Origin of the sequence: Bordetella genomosp. 12, assembly GCF_002261355.1 — a bacterium.
In the GTDB taxonomy this organism is placed as follows: domain Bacteria; phylum Pseudomonadota; class Gammaproteobacteria; order Burkholderiales; family Burkholderiaceae_B; genus Bordetella.
The window spans coordinates 1,067,384-1,087,990 of record NZ_NEVU01000002.1 but is presented as its reverse complement, the minus strand read 5'-3'; the positions used below and the strand labels follow the sequence as shown (position 1 = coordinate 1,087,990).

The 20,607-nt window shown below is 62.2% G+C and carries 19 protein-coding genes; 4 read left to right on the top strand and 15 right to left on the bottom strand.

All coding sequences use genetic code 11. The annotated features are described in order from the left end of the window. Position 1: 1 nt before the first annotated feature. From CAL22_RS10555 to CAL22_RS10520, 8 genes are all read right to left on the bottom strand, one after another. Positions 2 to 388 carry a hypothetical protein gene (locus CAL22_RS10555; RefSeq protein ID WP_094812905.1) on the bottom strand — a complete coding sequence of 129 codons (387 nt, stop codon included), beginning with the start codon at positions 386 to 388 and terminating at the stop codon, positions 2 to 4. Next, positions 385 to 1,905: a class I adenylate-forming enzyme family protein gene (locus CAL22_RS10550; protein ID WP_094812903.1), complete on the bottom strand. Its 1,521-nt coding sequence runs from the start codon at positions 1,903 to 1,905 to the stop codon at positions 385 to 387. Before CAL22_RS10550 ends, CAL22_RS10555 begins: the two co-directional genes overlap by 4 nt. Then, on the bottom strand, positions 1,898 to 2,626 hold the full coding sequence (locus CAL22_RS10545; RefSeq protein WP_094812901.1) for an ABC transporter ATP-binding protein: 729 nt from the start codon (positions 2,624 to 2,626) through the stop codon (positions 1,898 to 1,900). The genes CAL22_RS10550 and CAL22_RS10545 overlap by 8 nt, the downstream gene beginning before the upstream one ends. Then, positions 2,619 to 3,389, bottom strand: a complete 771-nt coding sequence (locus CAL22_RS10540; protein ID WP_094812900.1) for an ABC transporter ATP-binding protein — start codon at positions 3,387 to 3,389, stop codon at positions 2,619 to 2,621. The genes CAL22_RS10545 and CAL22_RS10540 overlap by 8 nt, the downstream gene beginning before the upstream one ends. Further along, positions 3,386 to 4,369, bottom strand: coding sequence for a branched-chain amino acid ABC transporter permease (locus CAL22_RS10535; protein WP_094812898.1), 984 nt, complete (start codon positions 4,367 to 4,369; stop codon positions 3,386 to 3,388). Before CAL22_RS10535 ends, CAL22_RS10540 begins: the two co-directional genes overlap by 4 nt. Beyond that, positions 4,366 to 5,223: a branched-chain amino acid ABC transporter permease gene (locus CAL22_RS10530; protein WP_094812896.1), complete on the bottom strand. Its 858-nt coding sequence runs from the start codon at positions 5,221 to 5,223 to the stop codon at positions 4,366 to 4,368. Before CAL22_RS10530 ends, CAL22_RS10535 begins: the two co-directional genes overlap by 4 nt. 58 nt (positions 5,224 to 5,281) lie before the next feature. Beyond that, positions 5,282 to 6,439 (bottom strand): ABC transporter substrate-binding protein, encoded by a 1,158-nt coding sequence (locus tag CAL22_RS10525; protein WP_094812894.1) that lies wholly within the window; start codon positions 6,437 to 6,439, stop codon positions 5,282 to 5,284. A gap of 352 nt (positions 6,440 to 6,791) precedes the next feature. Continuing rightward, positions 6,792 to 8,084 carry an MFS transporter gene (locus tag CAL22_RS10520; RefSeq protein ID WP_094812892.1) on the bottom strand — a complete coding sequence of 431 codons (1,293 nt, stop codon included), beginning with the start codon at positions 8,082 to 8,084 and terminating at the stop codon, positions 6,792 to 6,794. A 452-nt stretch (positions 8,085 to 8,536) separates the two neighbouring features. Here CAL22_RS10520 and CAL22_RS10515 point away from each other — a divergent pair, with 452 nt between their 5' ends. After that, positions 8,537 to 9,511, top strand: coding sequence for an NADPH:quinone reductase (locus CAL22_RS10515; RefSeq protein WP_094812890.1), 975 nt, complete (start codon positions 8,537 to 8,539; stop codon positions 9,509 to 9,511). A 22-nt stretch (positions 9,512 to 9,533) separates the two neighbouring features. On the opposite strand, the gene CAL22_RS10510 is transcribed toward CAL22_RS10515, so the two are convergent. The 4 genes from CAL22_RS10510 to CAL22_RS10495 form a co-directional block, all read right to left on the bottom strand. Beyond that, positions 9,534 to 9,896 carry a hypothetical protein gene (locus tag CAL22_RS10510; protein WP_244193832.1) on the bottom strand — a complete coding sequence of 121 codons (363 nt, stop codon included), beginning with the start codon at positions 9,894 to 9,896 and terminating at the stop codon, positions 9,534 to 9,536. Positions 9,897 to 9,979: 83 nt separating this feature from the next. Further along, positions 9,980 to 11,353 carry an FAD-dependent oxidoreductase gene (locus CAL22_RS10505; RefSeq protein WP_094812888.1) on the bottom strand — a complete coding sequence of 458 codons (1,374 nt, stop codon included), beginning with the start codon at positions 11,351 to 11,353 and terminating at the stop codon, positions 9,980 to 9,982. Positions 11,354 to 11,402: 49 nt separating this feature from the next. Then, the gene (locus CAL22_RS10500) at positions 11,403 to 12,689 is read right to left on the bottom strand and encodes an MFS transporter (RefSeq protein ID WP_094812886.1); all 1,287 of its coding nucleotides are present in this window, start codon (positions 12,687 to 12,689) and stop codon (positions 11,403 to 11,405) included. 63 nt (positions 12,690 to 12,752) lie between these two features. After that, entirely contained in the window at positions 12,753 to 14,462 is a 1,710-nt protein-coding gene (locus CAL22_RS10495) for a dihydroxy-acid dehydratase (RefSeq protein ID WP_094812884.1), read from the bottom strand. Positions 14,463 to 14,688: 226 nt separating this feature from the next. On the opposite strand from CAL22_RS10495, the gene CAL22_RS10490 reads away from it, so the two are divergent. Next, on the top strand, positions 14,689 to 15,396 hold the full coding sequence (locus CAL22_RS10490; protein WP_167383591.1) for a FadR/GntR family transcriptional regulator: 708 nt from the start codon (positions 14,689 to 14,691) through the stop codon (positions 15,394 to 15,396). Positions 15,397 to 15,456: 60 nt separating this feature from the next. Here CAL22_RS10490 and CAL22_RS10485 read toward each other — a convergent pair whose 3' ends face one another. Continuing rightward, a complete protein-coding gene (locus tag CAL22_RS10485; protein ID WP_094812880.1) occupies positions 15,457 to 16,323 on the bottom strand; it encodes an HpcH/HpaI aldolase/citrate lyase family protein in 867 nt (288 codons plus the stop codon). After that, positions 16,320 to 17,519, bottom strand: coding sequence for a CaiB/BaiF CoA transferase family protein (locus CAL22_RS10480; protein WP_167383590.1), 1,200 nt, complete (start codon positions 17,517 to 17,519; stop codon positions 16,320 to 16,322). The genes CAL22_RS10485 and CAL22_RS10480 overlap by 4 nt, the downstream gene beginning before the upstream one ends. Before the next feature lie 88 nt (positions 17,520 to 17,607). On the opposite strand from CAL22_RS10480, the gene CAL22_RS10475 reads away from it, so the two are divergent. Continuing rightward, on the top strand, positions 17,608 to 18,549 hold the full coding sequence (locus CAL22_RS10475) for a LysR substrate-binding domain-containing protein (RefSeq protein ID WP_094812876.1): 942 nt from the start codon (positions 17,608 to 17,610) through the stop codon (positions 18,547 to 18,549). Between the two features lie 27 nt (positions 18,550 to 18,576). Here CAL22_RS10475 and CAL22_RS10470 read toward each other — a convergent pair whose 3' ends face one another. Continuing rightward, positions 18,577 to 19,476 carry a LysR family transcriptional regulator gene (locus tag CAL22_RS10470; protein ID WP_094812874.1) on the bottom strand — a complete coding sequence of 300 codons (900 nt, stop codon included), beginning with the start codon at positions 19,474 to 19,476 and terminating at the stop codon, positions 18,577 to 18,579. A 95-nt stretch (positions 19,477 to 19,571) separates the two neighbouring features. On the opposite strand from CAL22_RS10470, the gene CAL22_RS10465 reads away from it, so the two are divergent. Continuing rightward, positions 19,572 to 20,579: a Bug family tripartite tricarboxylate transporter substrate binding protein gene (locus tag CAL22_RS10465; RefSeq protein WP_244193831.1), complete on the top strand. Its 1,008-nt coding sequence runs from the start codon at positions 19,572 to 19,574 to the stop codon at positions 20,577 to 20,579. Positions 20,580 to 20,607 lie beyond the last annotated feature (28 nt).

Genomic DNA, 20,607 nt, shown 5'->3' with positions numbered 1-20,607 from the left:
GTCAGTCCTCTGCGCGTTGTCGATATAGATGGCCGGTCAGACGGGTGACCGCGTAGATCAGCAGCCAGTTTTGTACGCAGCGACGCATATCTCCCACGATAGTTAACCGGTGCTGGCGTATCAGCCTGTTGAAAGGAAACCCGCGGGCAAGCTCTGAGAAGGCATCCGTTCGCCCCTCGAAAGCGAAGGCCGTACTGTCCAAGCCGGTGCCAGAGCTCACTTGCTCGCCCTCCACCGCTAGCCACACCGCCTGGTCGGTGTCAGCGTTACGCAGGCCGAACCTAAGGTCCGCAAGAATTGCGTTCTTGGCCACGAAGGCATCGCTCGACGCCATTTTTGCCCATGCCTCGAGCACCCGTGGTTCAAACAGATCGGGCGTGGCGCTCATAGTGAAAACTGCTCCTTGAGGCGAAACTTCTGGACTTTTCCCGAGGACGACTGGGGCAGAGCGTCAACGATGAAGATGCGTTTGGGGACTTTGAATCCTGAGAGTTGGCTGCGGCAATGGTCACGCAAAGCGTCCGCATTCGGGCTGCGCCCGGCGGCCGCCACCACGGCCGCCACGAGTTCTTCACCCCAATACTCATGCGGCAAGCCGAAGGCCGCAGCTTCGCGCACATCGGTATGGCTGGTGAGGCAATTCTCCACCTCCAGTGCGGCGACATTTTCGCCACCCGTCTTGACCATATCCTTGCTACGCCCGATGAAGTATGAAAAATCGTCCTCGTCGATGCGGATGACATCCCCGGTGTGCAACCAGCCCTGTGCGTCCAGAACCTGGGCAGTCAACTCCGGCTGTCGCCAGTAACCCTTGAAGATCGTCGGGCCGCGAACCTGCAACTCGCCCGGGCCGCGTTGATCGGCCAGCACCTGACCATTGCCGTCCACGAGACGGTACTGCACATGGCGCCAAAGATAGCCGATGGAGCCAGGATGCTCCAGGATCTCACGGGTGTACCTGTTCTTGATGGTGGTCACGCAGCTTTCCGTCATGCCGAACCCCCAACTGAACTCCGCATTGGGAAACACCTTGCGGATGAGCTCCTGACGCCATTGGCCTAGCGGTGCCGCAGCCGTTTGCACGAAACGGGCCGCCGGCCAGACGCGCTTAGCAAAATCGGGGTGGTCGGTCAGCCCGACCCACATCGTAGAGAGCAAAAAGACATGGGTGGGTTGGTGCTCATCCAATGCCTGAATGACCACGTCAATGTCAAAGCGCGGCAAGATATGCAGGCTGCCGCCGGCATAAAGAATGGGGCCGTTCACGACACCAAATCCGCCGATGTGAAACAACGGCGTGGCCAGCAGTGAGCGGGCGTCGGCATCTATGCCGAGTTCCATTATGTAATTGACTGAGTTAGCCGAGAGATTGCCGTGTGTGAGCATGGCCCCCTTGGGGGTGGAGGTGGTACCCGAGGTGTACATGATGATGGCCACTTCTTCATCGTCTACCGAGCCAAAACGCCGTGCCACCGGGTCCGTGCTGACCGGTTCAGATAAGTCATCAGGGAAAGCATCGATCCAGAGCGGCTGATCCCGTAGGGCGTTCTGCCGTATCAAGTCATCCACCAAAGATTGGTAGGTCGAGTCATACAGGCAGACCCTGGGTTGAGCATCACTCAACAGATGGCTCAATTCCGACAGGCCGTAACGCGTATTAATGGGCACGACTGAAAAGCCACTGAACGCGGTGGCATGCAACAGTGCTAAATAGTCGATGGAGTTTGCCGTCATGACCGCAACACGGTCCCCCCGCTGCACGCCCAAGCTGCCCAAGTAGTACGAAAGTGCACGCGCGCGCGCGCACAGTTGTTCGAAAGTGAGTTGATGGCGTTCATCGGAGACGGCGATCTTGTCGGGATGCCGTTGCGCGTTAAACATGGCGACCTGATAGATATTAGGCATGGCGGGGGTTCTCGGATCCATGGCCCAGGTAGGCCGCAGCCATCTGGGGATTGCTCGCGATGCAAGTACTGTCGCCCGACATGACCAGGCGGCCCGTCTCCAGCACGACAGCCTGTTGCGACAACTTGAGTGCCAGACGTGCGTTCTGCTCGACCAGAACAATGGTGGTGCCGTCTTGGCTGATCTGACGGATAGCTCGCGCGACTTCCAGCGTGACGGCCGGAGCAAGGCCCAACGACGGCTCATCGAGCAACAGCAGGCGCGGCCTGGACATGAGCGCGCGACCGATCGCGCACATTTGCTGTTCGCCGCCCGACAAGTGACGTCCCAGACTATTCTCGCGTTCCTTGAGCCTTGGGAAGTATTCGTAGACACGCGCGATGTCGGCATGGATGCCGGTCCGCCCCTGGCGCAAGTAGGCACCCATGACCAGGTTCTCTCGGACAGTGAGTTCAGGGAACAGTCGCCGGCCCTCCGGAGAGAGCGCCAAACCGAGGGCCACTCGCTTTTCCGTCCCCAAGGCCTGTATCGTGCTTCCCTGCAGGCGAATATCTCCGCTTCGCGACGGGACCAAACCGACGATAGCCTTCATCAACGTCGACTTTCCTGCGCCGTTTGCGCCGATTACTGCGCAGACGGCGCCGGTTTTAACGCTCATCGAGACTTCGTCCAGCGCCTGGACAGCTCCGTAATTCACGGAGAGCTGATCGATTTCAAGCATCGTCAAGATCGGCTCCAAGATAAGCTTCGATCACTTGAGGATCCTGTTGCACCTGGCCGCGCTCACCGTCGGCCAACAGCTTTCCGTTGACCAGTACAACCAGGCGTTGGCATAGGCGCATGACGAGGCCCATGTCGTGCTCGACGACGACGATATCGATACCGGTGGCGTGAATACGTTCGATGAGGTCCGCCATGGCCACGGTCTCCACGGGATTCAGGCCGGCGGCGGGTTCGTCCATCAGCAGCATGGCGGGCATGGCTGTCAAAGCCATGCCTACTCCCAGTATCTTCTGCAGCCCGTAGGGCAGAGCGCCCGCGTCCGCGGCAGCCAAGCTGCTCATGCCTATGCGATCAAGTGCCTCATCTGCTTGGCGCGCTGCTCGCCATCGTCCTTGCCGCAAGCTCCAAGGACGGAACAAAGACAGCGGCGACGGAAATTGACGAAATAGGGCTGCTCGATACAGGTTTTCGTACACACTGCGCCCGGCAAACACGCTGGTGGATTGGAACGTACGCACCAAACCCCGCCGGGCGATGGCCGCTGCCGAAGCTCCGGTCAGCAACTCGCCATTCATGCGCACGCATCCTGAAGAGGGACGCACCGCTCCGGCAATGAGGTTGAACAATGTGGTCTTTCCAGCGCCGTTGGGGCCGATCACCCCAGTGATCTGCCCAGGTATCGTCCTGAAACTCACGCCCTCCAGAGCGCGGATGCCGCCATAGACGCGGCTGAGGCCCTGAACGTCGAGTTCGGCGCTCATGTGCGTGCTCCCCGCAGTTTTTGCATGGCATCTCGCGCCAAAGCGGCCAGGCCTTGCGGCATGAAGAGCAGCAGCAGGATCAATGTCAAACCATAGATGAGACGTTGATACTGTTGCAGACCACGCAGCAGTTCGGGCAGCGGGACCAGAATCACGGCGCCGACCACAGCACCAGCTAGCGCACCCACACCGCCCAGCACATTCATAATGACCGCGTTGACGGCAGTCCAGAATCCGAAAGCGTCCGGTGAAATAAAGCCTTGGTAATGTGCATACAAACTGCCAGTGCAACCGGCGATGGCCGCACTCAGAACGAAAACGCTTACCCGGAAGGCCAGCACATTCAGTCCGCCCGCCGTCACCAGGGCTTCATTCTGTTGCAGTGACGCGGCGATCATGCCCCATTCACGGCGATACAGCAGACGCAGGCCAAAATAGACCATCAAAGCGAAAGAAATCGCCACGAGATAAACGCCGTAACGGCCTTCGGGAACCGGAAGACTTGCCGAGACCGGGGGAATATCGCCAAAGCCATTATTTCCGCCGAACAAGCCGTGGAACTCGATGAAGCACAGCACGATGGCTTCCCCTAACGCAAATGTCAGAAGCGCGAAATGCACGCCCTTTATTCGCATGAACACCGGGCCCACAAGCCCGGCCACCAGCGCGGTCATCAGTCCCGCGGCCACAAAGGCGGCAGGAAACGACAAGCCATAGTCGCGGCTCAGAATCGCAGAGGTATACGCTCCCAGGCCGAACAAGGCGCCATGCGCGAGCGACAACTGTCCAATCCGCAGCAGCAGATTCATGCTCATGGCGAGAGCGGAATAAATGGCCACCATGATCGCCAGATGCAAATGAAAGCGTGGCTGCCCGGACCACAAGGGCCAGCAGAACAAGAGAACCACGACGAGGCTATGCCAGGCCCATTGCAGCGGCCCGTCCTTGCGGTAGAGCGGCAAGTGACGTGAGGAGATCATGTTGTTTTACCCATCAGGCCACTGGGTTTGACAATCAGTACCGCCATGACTATCAAGAACGACACCATGGTGGCGACCGTGGCGTTGTAGAACGTCGCGGCGATCGCCTCCGTAAAGCTCAGGATAAGGGAGGCCACCACGGCCCCGGGGAGGCTACCCAGCCCACCCAGAACCACGATGATGAAAGCCTTGACCACCACTGTCTCTCCCATATAGGGATGTATGGTGTAGACGGGTGCCATAAGTGCCCCAGACAGGCCGGCCAGGCCACAACTGAGCGCGAACGTGAACGCCATGATTTTGCGCGAACTTACCCCTTGAAGCCGCGCGACTTCGCGGTCCTGCGCCACTGCCCTGATCGTGATGCCCAAGCGCGTACGCTCGATCAGATAGTAGAAGGCTGCCAGAGCGATGACGCTCACGGCCACAATCAACAGTTGATCCTTGGCGAAGAAAGCCGGACCGATCTGCCAGGCACCTTCGACGGGACGCCTTACCGATTGTTCGTCCACGGAGAACAGCAGTGAAATCGCTGCCTGCAGGGTGATAGCCAACGCCAGCGACATAATCATCCCCCCCATCTCATCGCCGGAGAAGCGACGGAACAGCCCGCGTTCTACCAACAGGCCAAGGACGCCGACGGCCAGAGAGGCAGCAAGGAGAGCGGGCAAATAGGGCCAGGACAGCGCCCCATAGAAAATGAACATGGCATAGGCACCCAGCATGTAGAACTCGCCGTGCGCGAAATTGACCACTCGAAGAATGCCGAAAACTAGTGTGAAACCGAGGGCCACAAGTGCGTAGACGAAGGCCGACATCAACGCGATGATGACGATCTGCAAAGTAATCTGCATAGTGATGAGCCGATAAAGTCAAGCGACCGCGCTTTGACAGCGCGGGCTACTTCCCCGATTACCGTGCGTCGAACTTCTCGACGACCTGGGCCTTGCCACCTTTGATAATGCCGAGATAGGCAGGAGTCGCGATCTGGTGGTTGACTCCGTACGCCTCTTTACCGCCCCAGACGATACTGCCTTGGATGCCTTCAAAACTCGGACTGGACTCTATCTTGTTAACGATCGCAGACGTGTCTGTGACCGTACCAGCTGCTTGCATGGCCTTGAAGAGCAACTTGGTCGCGTCGTAAAAATAGAACGCAAAGTCATCCATGCTGTTGCTATGGAATTTGGCGTACTCCGCGCTCAGTCGGGCATAAGGCGCGCTGGCCGGATCCGCCGAAAGATAGACCAGCGTTCCTTCGGCGTTGTCAGCGCCAGCAGACTTGACCGTCTCCGCCACGTTGTTGCCACCAAACTTCGTAAACTTCCCCTTGAACCCCATCTCGCGCGCCTGCCGGATCACGATCCCGGCCGGGCCGGGAGGCACGGTATCCAACTCAATGAAATCGACGTTCTTCGCGAGGATGCTGGTTAGCAACGTGCGGAAATCGTTCTGGGAGCGTTCGAAGAACTTGGCTTCGGCCACGGTGTATCCGGCGTCCTCATAAGCCTTTTTCTGTGTTTTCTGTGTGCTCCAGCCCGTCGCATCGTTGGGCGAGAGAATTGCAACGCGCTTAAGCTCAGGATGGTTCTTCTTGAGCCAGCCGATCAACTGGCCGTTGTATTCGTTCGTCGTGGGCAGAACGCGGAAAAGATACTTGGTGTTCGCGTCCAGGATTTCCGTTGAGTAGCTGTTCGACAGCAGTACGACCTTGTTGCGCTCGGTGATAGGCTTCATGGCCATGACCGACGCCGAGCCGATCGGACCGATAATGAACTTCACGTCATCCTGATCAATAAGTCGATTGGTCGCCGTCACCGCGTCTGCAGCTTTGTAGTGGTCATCGTAGGCAATGACTTCCACTTGGTACTTTTTACCTTTGACGTCTAGGCCGCCAGCCTTGTTGACCTCGTCCACGGCAATCTTGACGCCCCCATCGACGGCCAGCCCCCATGGGGCGCCGGGGCCGGTCATGCCGCCCACCACTCCCAACTTCAGTGTCTCCGCCTGCACCATAAACGCGGTCAAGAAACCAGCGGCCACGAATGCAGCTTGCAATCCCTTTTTCATTGTCGTTCCTCAAATTTAATTGACCGGACATAATGGAATTTGATCCGAACAATAAGGTAACAACGCCGACGTGTCTAGGGAACTTTCTATTATTTATTTCCATATTCCAAAGTCTCATAGGGGGACACTGCCAAGACTTCGGGTTTTCCTGACAAAGCGCGAGCGGGCGGCCAGGGCAATCCGCATGGTTCTCATGCGCCACAGGTGTCAGGATCGTTCCACCGGGAGCAATCGGTAAACAAAAAAAAGCCAAGCCGTCAAAGACGGCCTGGCAATCTATTGCAGGGAGCGCTACATCATCCGAAGGCGCCGGCAACGCGATGATTGCCGAGTGCTCGTGTCGTAGCGGATATCAAAGCTTATTGGCGGGCGACACCACCATGCAATACAGACTGATCAATGCGGCGGCCAGCAGGTAGTAGCCGACAGATTGAATGCCATAGTGCAATTGCAGCCAGGTGGCGATGTAGGGCGCCAGAGAGGCGCCCAGGATACCGGCCACGTTGAACGCAATGGACGAGCCGGTGTAGCGCACGCGGGTGGGGAAGGGCTCGGCCAGCGCCGTACCCATGACGCCGTAGTTCAGGCCAAAGATGGTCATGCCCAGCATGGCGAATACGATGATGCCCACCTCGCCGGAAGTCAGCAGCGGGCCCACGAGAAAAGAGAACACGCCGGTGGCAATCGCCGTACCGATGAGCACGCGGCGCCGCCCCAGGCGATCACCCAGCAGGCCGGCCAGCAGCGTGGCCGCGCCGAAGAAAATGGATGAGTAGAGCTGGATGGTCAGCGCTTCGATAAAGGGCATGCCGGCCGACTTGACGTTGTACGACAGCAAGTAGGCCGAGCAGATGTAGAACATGACGAAGGTCATCAGGCCCAGGAAGATGCCCAGAAAGAGGCTGCGCTTGTGCTTGCTGAAGAGCTCCATGGCCGGGACGGCTACCTGCTCGTGCTTCTCGGCGGCGCGCGCAAACTCGGGGGTTTCCGTAATCGAGAAGCGCACCCACAGGCCGACGGCGATCAGCGCGGCCGATGCCAGAAACGGAACACGCCAGCCCCAGGACAAGAGCGCTTCCTGCGAGATGAAGTGCATCAACGCCCAGAAGGCGCCCGAGGCCAGGAACAGGCCGACCGGCGCGCCCAACTGCGGAAACATGCCGTACCAGCTTTTGTTTTTCTCGCTGGCGTTCTCCGTGGCCAGCAACAGGGCGCCGCCCCATTCGCCGCCCAGGCCGAAGCCCTGACCGAAACGGCACAAAGCCAGCAGCAGCGGCGCGGCCACGCCCACGGCGTCATAGGTGGGCAGCAGGCCGATGGCCACGGTGGAGATGCCCATCGTCAGCAGCGCGGCGATGAGGGTTTTCTTGCGGCCGATCCGGTCGCCATAGTGGCCAAAGACCAGGGCGCCCACGGGACGCGCGAAAAAGGCAATCGAGAACGTGGCGAAAGAGGCCAGTAGTGCGGTCATCGGATCGCTGTTGGGGAAGAACAGCGCCGGAAACACCAGGACGGCCGCGGTGGCGTACACGTAGAAATCGAAAAACTCGATGGTGGTGCCGATGAGACTGGCGGTGAGAACCTGAAAGGGGGAATTGCGGCGGCCAGCGGACGTTGCGGCGCCGGCGGCGGGAAGCGAAGACATGGGAAAGCAGCTCGGTCGGTCAATAACAACGGGGCGCGCCTTGGGGCGCGCAGGTTCTGGGTATGCGGCGGCGCACGGCTTGTGGAAGCGCGACGGCGCACGACGGCCTGATCCGGGTAGGAGCGTGAGGCTGCCGGCAGGCCAGGGGCACGCTCAAAGCGGGAACGCGGTCAGGGGTGCTGACGCGTGTTGCAAAGGAGGAGATTCCGGAAATGCAACGGCCGGCGGAGCCGGCCTTGAAGCGGTACCCGCAAGTCTGCGAGGCAGCAGAGTGTAGCCCAGCGACGCGGCGCGGCCAAATGACCGAGGCGTGGCCGCGCCGCCGCGCCGGGGGAGTCCGGCGCCGGCCTGCGCCAAGGCGCAAGGTGGCCATGGCGGTGGAAACCCCGGCACTTACCGGTCGGGACTGGGTACACTCAGGGACCGCTTCGTCCGCACAAGGAAGATCAGACATGCATGCCGCCCGGTATCGATCCAATGGCAGCGCCCGCGAGGTGCTCGAGCTTGTCACCTTGCCTGATCCCGAGCCCGGTCCGGGAGAGGTAAGGGTCAGGGTCGTTTATTCCGGCATCAACCCCTCGGATGTGAAGTCCCGGGCGGGCAGCCGCCGCGTCGAACAGGAGTACGTCGTTCCGCACAGCGACGGCGCGGGCCATATCGACGCGCTGGGCGCCGGCGTGGACCCAGCCCGTTTGGGCCAGCGGGTCTGGATATGGAACGCACAGTATGGCCGCCGCGACGGCACTGCCGCGCAATACGTCTGCCTGCCGGCCGCTCAGGCCGTGCCCTTGCCCGATGGTGTGAGCCTGGAGGCCGGGGCCGCGCTGGGCATTCCGGCCTTGACTGCGATCCACGCCCTGCGGCTGGCCGACATATCGGCGGGCGATACCGTGTTGGTGACGGGCGCGGCGTCAAATGTGGGTTTTTACGCCGCCCAGATGGCCCGCCTGGCGGGGGCAGAGGTGATCGGCACGGTCGGCGGAGACGGCAAGGCCGCCGCCTTGCATGAGCTGGGATTCCGGCGTTTGATCGATTACAAGCGCGAAGCCGTGGCCGTGCGCGTGCAGGAATGGACCGCGGGCAGGGGAGCCAATGCCCTGATCGACCTGGATTTCTCGCGCAGCGCGCAGTTGGTGCGTGAAGGGGCGCTGGCCGAGCACGCGCGTTTTGTGTGCTACGGCTCCAATGACCGGGGCGACATCCCCATCCATTTTGCCGCCTGGCTGCCGCGGGCGATTTCGCTGCACTTTTTTCTGGTCTATACCCTCACGGCCCGGGCGCGCCAGGCCGCGATCGCGGATCTCCAGGAATGTCTGCCGCGCCTGGCGCACCACGCCGTGGAGGTGTATCCCTTGGACGAGATCGTCCGGGCGCACGAGCGGGTCGAGAGCGGCAGATTCGCCGGCAAAGTGCTTATTGCGCTCTGACCGGGCCGCCAGCGCGCCGGCCTCAGCCCAGCGGTTTGAGGCCGACGCTGTAAGGCGGGGCGTTGCCGCGTGCCGGCGCCTTGATCTTCAGCATGGAGCCGCCGGGCGTGTATTCGAATTCCTGGTAGGGGACTTCGAACCACTGGTGAAAGCTCGTGCGCTGAAACTCCGGCACCCAGACCTTGGCGCGGCGTTCGTCGCAATGAAACTCGACCTCGGTATGCTCGATGATCAGCGGCCGGGCCGGGCCGAGCCGGTAACTGGCCCGCACTTCGGCGCGCTGGACGGAGCCCGGGCGCCATTGCAGGCCGATCAGGGCCATGAAGTGCTCCATGGCCTCGGCGTCATAAAAGGAGTTGGGCGAGCGGCCGCCGCCCTTGCTCACGGGTTTTTGCTTGCTATTTCTGCTCATAGCCGCAACTTTAACCGAGCTTGGGTGTGTTGGGGCGGCCAGACAGGCTGGCGCCGTTACAGGCTGCTGCCCAATTGGCGCATGGCAGCACGGATTTCCTCGCCCGGAATATCCCGCAAGCGGCGCGTTGTTTGCAGGGACAACACGGCGGCCAAGGCGGCGGCCCGGCCGTATTCGAAGCATTGCGCGGTGACCCTGGCCGATGCCAAAGCCTCATGTTCGGCGCTGAGGCAGCGGCCCGCCACGATCAGGTTCTCGCCGTGTTCGGGCACCAGCGCGAGGTAGGGCACTTCGTAGTAATCATCCAGCAACCAATGCAGTTTGGGCTTCTCGCCGGCGTGCAGCTCAATGGGCCAGGGCACCCGGCAAATGCCGTCGGGGCGTTTGCGGCATTGGAGCACATCTTCATTGCTCAGCGTCGCCACGCCGACGATGCTGCGCGTTTGCCGCACACCCACCTGGGTGCCGGTATCGACCACGTAGCTGGCCTCGCAGCCCGGCACGCAGGCGCTGAGAAAGGCGGCGTATTCACGGACTTGTTTGCGTCCATCGATCTCCGCCTCGGTGATGTCCGCAGGATTGATCACATTCATCATGTGACCATCGCGCGAGGTCAGCCGCGTGGCGTTGACCAGGAGTTCGCCCGGCCGCGTCGTGGGAAAGATCCAGATTTTCTTGCGCGGCAGGGCATAACGGTGTTGCTCATCCGCTAGCGTGATGGCCTCGCTGACCTTGGGCGGATTGATGGTGTCCTCGCCCCAATAGTCGAGGAACCTGGCCATATCCACCTGGCCCAGGCGGAAGAACATGGTGGGATTCTGGATTTTTCCTTGGTCGCCAAAAACATAGCCCAATCCGGCGCGAGCCACCACGGCGGCGTCGCCCGAGGCGTCGATGACACAACGGGCCAGGACAATGGATTGGCCCGCGGCCGACTCCAGCACGACGCCGATGCAGGCGTCGCCGCGCATGATGACGCCGCTGACGCTGGTATGAAACAACACCCGCGCCCCGGCCGCTTCGACGAGCTGGTCCGCAACCTCGCGCCACATGAGCGGATCATGGGTCACGGTCCAGGTTTTGCCATAGCGTTGCGGGCCGGTCACCCCCCCCCGCACCTCGAGCGCGGCCCGGAAGCGTTCGGTAAAGCCGGTAACCACTTGCTCGGGATCGCTGCGCGTATCGCTGGCCATATACATGCCGCATAGGGTGCCGGACATGCCGGCCACGGCGGCACCGCCAAAAAAGCCATAGCGTTCGACGATCAGCGTCTGCATGCCTGCCTCGGCCGCCGTGGTGGCCGCCGCCACGCCGGCGGCGCCGCCGCCCACCACCAGCACATCGACTTCAGCCAACACGGGCAGATCTGGCAAGGACTCGTAGCGGTGCTCGAGGCGCCAGCCTGGAAAAACGTCGGGAGTGGGGCTCATGTTGTCTCCTTGTCGGTGAAAAGCCGCCTTCGAGGCGGCTGTCTTCCGGTCATTCAATGTCTTTGTGCACGGTTTCTGGACCCAGGGCCAGCGCGATCAGTGTCAGGACGCCCATGCTTCCCATGTAGACCACGATGGGCCACCAATGGTGATAGTAGGTATACAGCGCCGTGGCGATAAAGGGAGCCAGGCCGCCGGCCAGCAAGGAGCCCAGTTCACGGGAGAAGGCAAAGCCGGCCAGCCGGAACTCGGTGTCGAACAGTTCTGCGTACCAGGCGGCCTGGGGCGAGAGCATGGCGGGGTAGGCAATGCCCAGACCCACGGCAAAACCCAGCACGATCGCCCAGAACGCCTGGATATCCAGCAGCATGAAGAAGGGAACCAGCCACAGCACCGAGAAGATGATGCCGCCCAGATAGACTTTCTTACGGCCGATGCGGTCAGACAGCGCGCCATAGAAGGGGATCGTCACCAACTGGATGGCCGAGGCGATGATGACGGCCCACAGCGCCATGGACTTTTCCATCTTCAGCGTCGTCACCACATACGAGACGCAGAAAACCGGGTAAAGATAAGCAAAGCCGTTTTCGCCCATCCGCGTACCGATCACGATAAAGAAGCTGCGCGGATTGTGCCGGATGGCCGAGAAAAGGCCGATCTTTTTGACTTGGCCGGCTTGCTGTGCCTTCTCGAAAGCCGGGGGTTCCTCGATATTGCGCCGGATCAGATAGCCCACGAGCATGCAGGCCGCGCCCAGCAGGAAGGGAATCCGCCAGCCCCAGGCCATGAACTGTTCCTCGCTCAGCACCGTCAGGAAGAAAAAGAACACCGCGTTGGCGAACAGGGTGGCCGCGGCGAACCCGAGCGGCGCCCAGGCGCCTGCCGCGCCGCGCTTACCCTTTTGCGCATGCTCGACCGACAACACCACGGCGCCGGCGTACTCGCCGCCCGCGCCAAAGCCCTGGATCAAGCGCATCAGCACGAGCAAGGCCGGGGCCCAGACGCCGATGGTGTCATAGCCGGGCAGCAGGCCGATGGCCGTGGTCGCGCCACCCATCAGGAACAATGTGAGAACGAGCACGGACTTGCGCCCGACCTTGTCGCCGAGGTAACCCAGAAACAGGCCGCCCAGCGGCCGGGCAAGAAACCCCACCGCATAGGTCGCAAAAGCGGCCAGCGTGCCGACTGTCGGATCACTGTTGGGAAAGAACACCCGGTTCAGGACAATCGCCGCGGCGGTGCCATAGATGATGAAGTCGTACCATTCGAGTACGGTGCCGATAAATGCTGCGATACCCGCTTTGCGGGCCTTCTGCGCCGCTGCCAACGTGGACATGATGGCTGTCTCCTTGCGTCGTTGTTATGATTTTTGAGCGGGGCGCAGGACGCGCCCCTGGGTTCAGGTGGGTTGAGCGTGCACTTTGCGTTTGCCCAGCACGGCGCCTTGTTCGATGGGTTGCACCAACTGCGCATACTGCAGGAGATAGGTGCTGTTGCCGCCGCCCAATTCGAGCTCGCGCGGACGCCATTCGCTCAGGCGCTGGTCGATCTCGGCCTGAGGCACGTCCATGTCGATCTTGCGATTGACGAAATCAATGTGGATGGTTTCGCCTTGGCGCACGACCGCCAACGGGCCGCCTGCGGCCGATTCGGGCATCAATTGGCCCACGATGATCCCGCGGTTCAGGCCCGAGAGCTCGCCGTCGGTGACGACCGCGACGTGCTCGGCAATGCCTGCGCCATTGAGCGCCGCCACGAAGCTGCAGGCAAAGACGGTGCCTGGACCACCGGTGGGGCCCATGTTGCGCAGCACGATGACGTCACCTTTGTTGATCTTGTCTTCGCCCAGGGCAGCAATGGCCTCGTCTTCGCCCTCATAGATGTTGGCGGGGCCGGAGAACTCGGCGCGCTCGCCGGGCACGGCCGACAGCTTCACGATGGCCCCGTTGGGAGCCAGATTGCCGCGCAGAATGCCGACGCCCGGGCGCTGGCTCACCGGGTCGCCCAGCGTGCGGATGATCTTGGCGTCCTTGACACGCGCCTGGGTGATATTCTCGCCCACGGTTTTGCCGGTGACGGTCAAGGCATCCAGATGCAGATGCTCGCGCAGCTGGCTCATGACGGCAGGGGTGCCGCCAGCCGCTTCCAGATCCTCAGTGCGGAAGGGGCCATTGGGCCGCACCGCCGTCAGCAGCTTGATGGCCTGGCCATAGTCTTCATAGAGTTTGACCACGTCCAGCGGCAGCTCCGCCTCGGTCGCCACCGCGGCGATGTGGCGTACCGTGTTGACGGATCCCCCCACGGCCAGGACCATCATCACCGCGTTGCGGATGGCCTGCTCGGTGATGATCTTGCGCGCTGACACGCCATGCTGCGTCAATTCGACGATCTGCCGTCCCGCGGCCTGGGCGTACTCCCGCAGGCGGCGTCCGTTGGCCCAGATCGGGGAGTTGCCAGGCAGCGTCATGCCCATGGCTTCGGCGACGATATGCATGGAGTTGGCCGTGCCCAGGCCGGCGCACACGCCCGGCGACTGAATCGCCACGTCCGTCATGTCCGTCAGGTCCTTGAGCGTGATGCTGCGGGTCGCCAGCGCGCCGATCTGCTCATAGACATCATCGATATCGAAGAACTGGCCCTCGAACTTTTCATTGGAGCACTTTCCTCCGATCTGATAGCCACAGGTCAGCAAGAGGGAAGGGACATCCAGGCGCGCGGCAGCCATCAGGTGCGCGGGCGTGGTCTTGTCGCACGAAGACAGGCAGATCATGCCATCGAGCACGGCGCCTTCCATCATGGCTTCGACCTCGTTGACCATCAGGTCGCGCGTCGGCATGAGATAACGCGCCTTCTTACCCGCGCTGGTGACAAAGTCGCTCGGCGCCACGGTACGCACTTCGAAGGCCAGGCCGCCGGCGTCACGGATGGCATCCTGGACAATGGCGCAAATATCGTCGACGTGCACGTAACAGCTCGACAGCTTGTTGGACGTGTTGATAATGGCGATTTTGGGCTTTTCCATGTCTTCTTCACGGATGCCCATGCTGCGCCATTGACTGCGGCGCACGGCCCAACGGGTAGACCCGGGTTCAAAATTACTTCTGTACATGACTCACGTCTCCAATCCTCGCTTTGGCGCAGCACCTGGCAAATCGGGTGCACGCGATGATTGGTATGCTATCCGACTGAAAGTGGTCGGACAACTATCCAGTTTGCCGAGAAAATCCCTAATTGCGCGAGGAAGAGCTTTGCGTTATTGAGAAGTGGACGGACCAATTCAGCAAAGAATGCTAAAGTTCGCGTTCAGGAATTTCGGACGGTCGACGGCAGGTTTTATGAGCAAGACGCCTTTTTCAATGCTCCCCATCAAACGCACGGACATCTTCCAGGAGGTGTGCCAGCAGCTGGAGAACCTGCTTAACAGTGGCCAACTGCAAGTGGGCGACAAACTGCCTTCGGAGCGAGAACTGTCGGAGAGCTTTGGCGTAAGCCGCTCGTCCATCCGCCAGGCGCTCAAGGTGTTCGAGGCCGCCGGGCGCATCGAGACGCGTGTAGGCAGCGGGACGTTTCTGGTCGAGAAAAGACTCGACTCAGCGACCGCCGGCAATCTGAACGAGATGTTGTCTCAGGGTGTGAATAAGGACTTGATGCAGCACCTGATCGCGGCACGCACCGCGGTCGAACGTGCGGTCTTCGAGGCTTATGCCGTCAAGGCCAACAAAGGCAGTATCCGCGTCCTCAAAGAGTTGATCGACGAGAATGCCCAGGACAAAACGGCCAACGATGAGTTCGAAGAGAACGCGGGCCTGGACCTGAGCTTCGAGGCCAAAGTGGCCGAACTCGCCGGCAACCCTATCCTGAGCGCGATGCAACGCCAGATCCATCAACTCTGGACGCAGGCCTGGCGCATCTACGGTTTTGTGCCGGAGAGCCGCGAGACGCTGCACCAGGAGCACTGCGCCATCATCGAGGCGTTGGCCTCCAAAAACACGCCGCGGGTGATCGATCTGGTGGTGCAACACGTCGATAAAGAAGTGCTCTGAGCATCGCCTCGGAGCGCCATCCCGCTACACGCCGCCCGCGTAGGCGGACGGCTGGCGCGTTCAGCGGCCGGCTTCGGCCAATTGCCGCAGCGCGCGCTCATAGACCGGTTTGTCGACCATGATGTCGCCCAGTTTGATAGCGCCCTGGCCTTGCGCCATCGCGGTTTCGAAGGCCGCGACCAGCTGGCGCGCATCGGCCAATTGGGCGTCGCTGGCGCTATAGCAGCAGTTGGCCACGTCGATGAACTTCGGGTGCACGATCACCGCGCCGCGGAATCCCAGGGATTTGGCCCGCTCCAGCGTCACCGCGAACTCCTCCGGGCTGCCCAACTGCGCGATCGAGCCGATGAAACCCATTGGCTGAATGCCTGCCGCCCGCGCCGCGTTGAGCACCATCATGCTGGGGTAGAAGAGGGCATCGGGCGTGGGCAGAGCGCCCACGTCGAGCGAGTAGTCTTCGCTGCCCAACATCATCCCCATGGCCCTGGGAGAGGCCGAAGCGATGTCGTAGAGCTGCGGCAAGGCCGCCGCGCTTTCAATCTGCAGCAGCAAGCGCACCTCGCCCGGCGGCATGCCCGCCTGGCTCTCGAAGGTGCTCATCATTCGGGCCAGGATCAGCACATCGCGGGGGTGTTCCACCTTGGGCAGCACCACGATATCCACCCCGGGCGTGATGGCCGCGGCAAGGTCACGGCAGGCGGACACCCATTCGCCGTTGATGCGCACGGCGGCGCATTTGCCGGCGGCCTTGAGGCGCCCGATCGCTTCGGGCAGTTTGCGCCGGGCCTCCTCTTTCAGGGTGGGATGGGTGCCGTCCTCGAGGTCGAGGATGACGCCGTCGCAGTCGCGGCCCAGCGCGCTTGCCAGGAGCCTGTCGCTGGCTGCCGGCACGAACAACAGGGAACGGATAATGGCCGGGTGCGTCATGACTGCCTCGGCGCCGGTTGGGTGTCGGCGGCGGCCGCGTTGAGCCATTTGGCGTTGTCCTGCCCCAGCACAGGTGCGGGCCGGCGGATGGCGGGGCGTTGGCCGTTAATCCGATAGGGCGCCGCGTGCACTTTGACCGTGCGCCCGTCGGGCGCCTGCTGATCCACCAACAGGCCGCGTTCGGTGATGTAAGGGTGCGCCATGAGATCCGAGATATCGCACACCGGCCCGGCGGTAATATCGCGCGCGGCGAAAAACGCCAGTGCCTGCTCCAGCGTAAGCGTGCCGATATGGCTTTGGATAAGCGCGTCCAGCGCATCGATGTTGGCCAGACGCGCTTCATGCGTGGCGAAGCGCGGATCCTGCAGCCCCTGCGGGTAGCCGACGCCTTCGAACAGCCGGGCCAGCGTGTTTTCCATGCCTGCCGACAGGGCTACCCAGCGCTCATCCAGGGTGCGGTACACATTGCGCGGCGCATGGGTGGGCGAACGGCTGCCCGAGCGTGGCGTCACTTTGCCCGTCAACTGGTACTCGGCAGCCTGAGGCCCCAGGATCGAAAACAGCGGCTCGAACAAGGACAGATCGATTTCCTGCAGGGCCGGCGCTTGCTCGCGGTCGCGGCGGCGCACGGCCGCCAAGGCCAGCGTCGCGCCATATATCCCCGCCACCGAGTCGGCCATCGCAAAGGGAGGCAACACGGGCGGCCGGTCTTCGTGGCCGTTCATGGCGGCGAACCCGCTCATGGCTTCGATCAGGGAGCCGAAGCCTCCCTTGCCGGCATAGCTGCCCGTCTGGCCCCATCCCGAGATCCGCACCAAGACCAGGCCGGGGCGCAGGGCCTGCAGGGCAGGGCGCGTCAAGCCCATTTTTTCCAAGGTGCCGGGGCGGAAGTTCTCCACCAGGATATCAGCGCCTGCGATCAGCGTCCGCAGCGCCGCCATGCCTTCGGCCGATCTCAGATCCAGCTCGACACTGTCCTTGTTGCGGCCGTAAGCCAGCCAATAGGTGCTCATGCCCGCGCGTTGCCAGGCCCGCAACTCATCGCCTTTGCAGGGCGGCTCGACCTTGATGACGTCCGCGCCGAGATCGGCCAGAACGTGGGTGAGCATGTTGCCCGACACCAGACGCGACAGATCGATGACACGCAGGTCGGCCAGCATGGCCGGGGCGGCGCCATTCAAAGAGGTTTCTTCCATTTTTGTGCTCCTTGGCGCCAGTGTCCGGGATAGGCTGATATATGTAAAATACATTAAATATCTACTCAATATTGATTGAATCAATAGCATGGAACTGCGCCAACTGCGCTATCTGATCGGCATCCATGAAGCCGGCGGCGTGCTGGCCGCTTCGCGCATCCTGCACGTGGCCCAGCCGGCCTTGAGCCAGAGCATGGCGGCGCTGGAGGCCGAGTTAGGCGCGCGCTTGTTTGTCCGTTCCAATCGGGGCATGTCTCTGACCGCGGCCGGGCAGGTTCTGCTTGAACACGCCCGGGTTGTCCTGGCCGATGTGGAAAGAGCGCGCGATGCCGTCCAGCAAAGCCAACAGGATCTGCGCGGCGAGGTGGTCATCGGCTTGCCGACGACGGTCGCGCTGGTGGCCACACTGCCGATTCTCCAGACCACACGCCTGCGCTATCCCGGTATCAAGCTGAAGATCATCGAAAGCCACAGCGGCTACCTCATCGAGTGGCTACGCGCGGGCAGGCTGGATATCTCCGTGACCTTTCTGACGGAAAACGACGCGTCCTTGCTGCAGCTCCCCTTGCTCGAAGAACGCCTGGCGGTCATCAGCGCGCCGACCAGCGCGCTGCCCCGAGCCGGCCTGACACTCAAAGCGCTGGCCGCCCGGCCTTTGCTGCTGCCCTCGCAGGAACATGGGCTGCGGCGGATCGTCGATGCGGCCTGCCGGCAGGCCGGGGTGAGCTTGCAGGTCGTGGCCGAAATCGATTCCCTGCCCAACATCAAGAAAGCCGTTCAGGCCGGGGTGGCCCTGACGATTCTTTCGCCCGGCGCCGTGGCCGACGAGGTGGCGGCAGGCCTGTTGCGCATGGCCCCGCTGATTCGGCCGCATATTTCCCGCAAGGTGTCGTGCACGACATCCATGACCCGCCCCTCCACGCCCGCCAGCGCCGCCGTGCGCGATGTCATCACGGAGCAGATCGGGCTGCTGGTCGATCAGGGGATATGGCCGGCACAACGAATCGCTGCGGCCGACCGCGGCGTCTGACCTACCCCTGGCTCGGCCCCTACGGTCTCAGGGTTTACGGGATTCGACCTGCTCGGCCAGCAGTTCGTAGAAGAGCTTGGCCACCGGATTCAGCGCTTTGCCCCGGGGGTGTATCAAGCCGATCGTGCGGCTCACGGCGGGCTCTGTCAGCGGGATGCTGACCAGGGTTCCGTGATCATCGGGAGGCATCGCCAGGCTGGGCACGACCCCGATGCCCAGGCCGGCCTCCACCATGCTCACCAAGGCCGGCACGTGCTGGACCTCGCAAAAGTGGCGGGGCTGTTGCACGCTCAACGCCAGAGCCTGGTCGATGAGGAAGCGATTGCCGCTGCCTTGCGCCAGGGAAATATAGGGGTGCTCGGACAACTCCGCCCAGCGCACGGATGTACGCCTCGCCAACCGATGGGAACGATTGACGGCCGCCACGAAGGGTTCTTCCAGGAGGGGCTTGAACTCGATTTCGGCGTCGTTGGTGCCGATATACGTGAGCCCGAAATCCGCGTCACCCCGTGCCACTGCCGTCAGCACCTGCGAGGAAGACTCGTCGATGATGCGAATACGGATGCGCGGATACTTGGCGTGGTAGTCGCGGATGACCGCCGGCAGAAAGTAGGCCACCGCCGACGGCACGCAAGCCACCGTCACCAGCCCGGATAGGCGCACGGCCACGTCTTGAATCCCCACCAGCGCGCTCTCCAGCTCATTGAGCACATTGCGCGCCCGCGGCACGAAACCTCGGCCCAGCGTTGTGAGTTCGACGCGCCGGGTGGTTCGTGTGAACAACTGCACACCCAGGGCCGCTTCGAGCTTGTCGGCGCGGCGCGACAAAGCGGATTGCGACAGATGCAGGGCCTCCGAGGCGGCCCGAAAGCTTCCCAGGTCCGCCACGGCCAGAAAAGCGCGCAAGTCGGCAAGATCGAATTTCATGCGTTTTTAACAAGAATAGACCGAATTTTTGCACTTTACTCCATTACCTCTGGAGCGCACGATAGCCATCAGCCGTTCCGAGAAACGGTGTTCATATGGAGACTGGACTGATGGCCTTGTATAGCGGTTTGTTTTCGCGGCGCCTGGCGGCGCGCTCCCTGGCGCTGGGCGTGCTGGCCGCCGTATCGACCCTGGCGCACGCAGCGTGGCCGGAACGCCCCATACGCCTGCTGGTCCCCTACGGCCCGGGCGGAAGCTCGGATGTCGTGGCGCGGGCGGTCGCCGCCGAGATGTCGCGTGATCTCGGCCAGCAAATCGTCGTCGAGAACAAGGGAGGCGGGCAGGGCGTCATCGCCACCACCGAAGTGGCGCGCGCCAACCCGGATGGCTACACGCTTTTGCTGGGCCATGTGGGCACCCTGGCGGTCAATCCCACGATGATGCCCAAGCTGAACTACGACCCGCGCCGTGATTTCGCGCCCATTGTCCTGCTGGCCAAGCTACCCATGGTCTTTGCCGTGGGCGGCAAAGTCGATGCCCGCACGCTGCCAGCCTTTGTCGCGCTGGCCAAGGCCAAGCCCGGCGCCTTGAACTACGGTTCGGCGGGCAACGGCAGCGCCGGCCACCTGGCTTTCGAAATGCTCAAGTCCGCCGCGGGCATCGACGTGGTGCACGTCCCTTACAAGGGAACCGGCGCTCAGGTCAATGATCTGCTGGCCGGCAACATCGACGCCGCTGCTGCCGGAACCCCGGGGCTATTGCCGCATGCCCAAGCCGGGAGCATCCGCATCGTGGCCGTGGGCTCGGCCAAGCGCCTGCCGGTGCTGCCAGACGTGCCCACGGTGGCCGAGCAAGGCTATCCCGGTTTCGAGAGCTCGCAGTGGTTCGGGCTGCTCGCCCCTGCCGGAACGCCCCAGTCCGTCGTGGACAGACTGCATGCGTCGGCAAACAAAGCCCTGCGCTCGCAAAGCGTGCAAACCCGTCTGGCACACGACGCCAGCGAACCCTCGGGAGCCGGTCCGGCCGAGTTCGCCGCCTTTATCGACGCCGAAGAAAAGCGCTGGGGCAAGGTCGTCCAGGACGCCCGCCTGTCGATCGAATAGTTCAACCATTTTGCTCATTGGAAGTCTC

Excerpts from the sequence above, each read along its gene's own strand:
- CAL22_RS10555 (WP_094812905.1), bottom strand. The coding sequence starts at position 388 with ATGAGCGCCACGCCCGATCTGTTTGAACCACGGGTGCTCGAGGCATGG.
- CAL22_RS10465 (WP_244193831.1), top strand. The coding sequence starts at position 19,572 with ATGGAGACTGGACTGATGGCCTTGTATAGCGGTTTGTTTTCGCGGCGC.
- CAL22_RS10495 (WP_094812884.1), bottom strand. The coding sequence starts at position 14,462 with ATGTACAGAAGTAATTTTGAACCCGGGTCTACCCGTTGGGCCGTGCGC.
- CAL22_RS10535 (WP_094812898.1), bottom strand. The coding sequence starts at position 4,369 with ATGATCTCCTCACGTCACTTGCCGCTCTACCGCAAGGACGGGCCGCTG.
- CAL22_RS10480 (WP_167383590.1), bottom strand. The coding sequence starts at position 17,519 with ATGGAAGAAACCTCTTTGAATGGCGCCGCCCCGGCCATGCTGGCCGAC.
- CAL22_RS10490 (WP_167383591.1), top strand. The coding sequence starts at position 14,689 with ATGAGCAAGACGCCTTTTTCAATGCTCCCCATCAAACGCACGGACATC.
- CAL22_RS10515 (WP_094812890.1), top strand. The coding sequence starts at position 8,537 with ATGCATGCCGCCCGGTATCGATCCAATGGCAGCGCCCGCGAGGTGCTC.
- CAL22_RS10540 (WP_094812900.1), bottom strand. The coding sequence starts at position 3,389 with ATGAGCGCCGAACTCGACGTTCAGGGCCTCAGCCGCGTCTATGGCGGC.
- CAL22_RS10520 (WP_094812892.1), bottom strand. The coding sequence starts at position 8,084 with ATGTCTTCGCTTCCCGCCGCCGGCGCCGCAACGTCCGCTGGCCGCCGC.
- CAL22_RS10545 (WP_094812901.1), bottom strand. The coding sequence starts at position 2,626 with ATGCTTGAAATCGATCAGCTCTCCGTGAATTACGGAGCTGTCCAGGCG.
- CAL22_RS10475 (WP_094812876.1), top strand. The coding sequence starts at position 17,608 with ATGGAACTGCGCCAACTGCGCTATCTGATCGGCATCCATGAAGCCGGC.
- CAL22_RS10550 (WP_094812903.1), bottom strand. The coding sequence starts at position 1,905 with ATGCCTAATATCTATCAGGTCGCCATGTTTAACGCGCAACGGCATCCC.
- CAL22_RS10470 (WP_094812874.1), bottom strand. The coding sequence starts at position 19,476 with ATGAAATTCGATCTTGCCGACTTGCGCGCTTTTCTGGCCGTGGCGGAC.
- CAL22_RS10525 (WP_094812894.1), bottom strand. The coding sequence starts at position 6,439 with ATGAAAAAGGGATTGCAAGCTGCATTCGTGGCCGCTGGTTTCTTGACC.
- CAL22_RS10530 (WP_094812896.1), bottom strand. The coding sequence starts at position 5,223 with ATGCAGATTACTTTGCAGATCGTCATCATCGCGTTGATGTCGGCCTTC.
- CAL22_RS10485 (WP_094812880.1), bottom strand. The coding sequence starts at position 16,323 with ATGACGCACCCGGCCATTATCCGTTCCCTGTTGTTCGTGCCGGCAGCC.
- CAL22_RS10505 (WP_094812888.1), bottom strand. The coding sequence starts at position 11,353 with ATGAGCCCCACTCCCGACGTTTTTCCAGGCTGGCGCCTCGAGCACCGC.
- CAL22_RS10500 (WP_094812886.1), bottom strand. The coding sequence starts at position 12,689 with ATGTCCACGTTGGCAGCGGCGCAGAAGGCCCGCAAAGCGGGTATCGCA.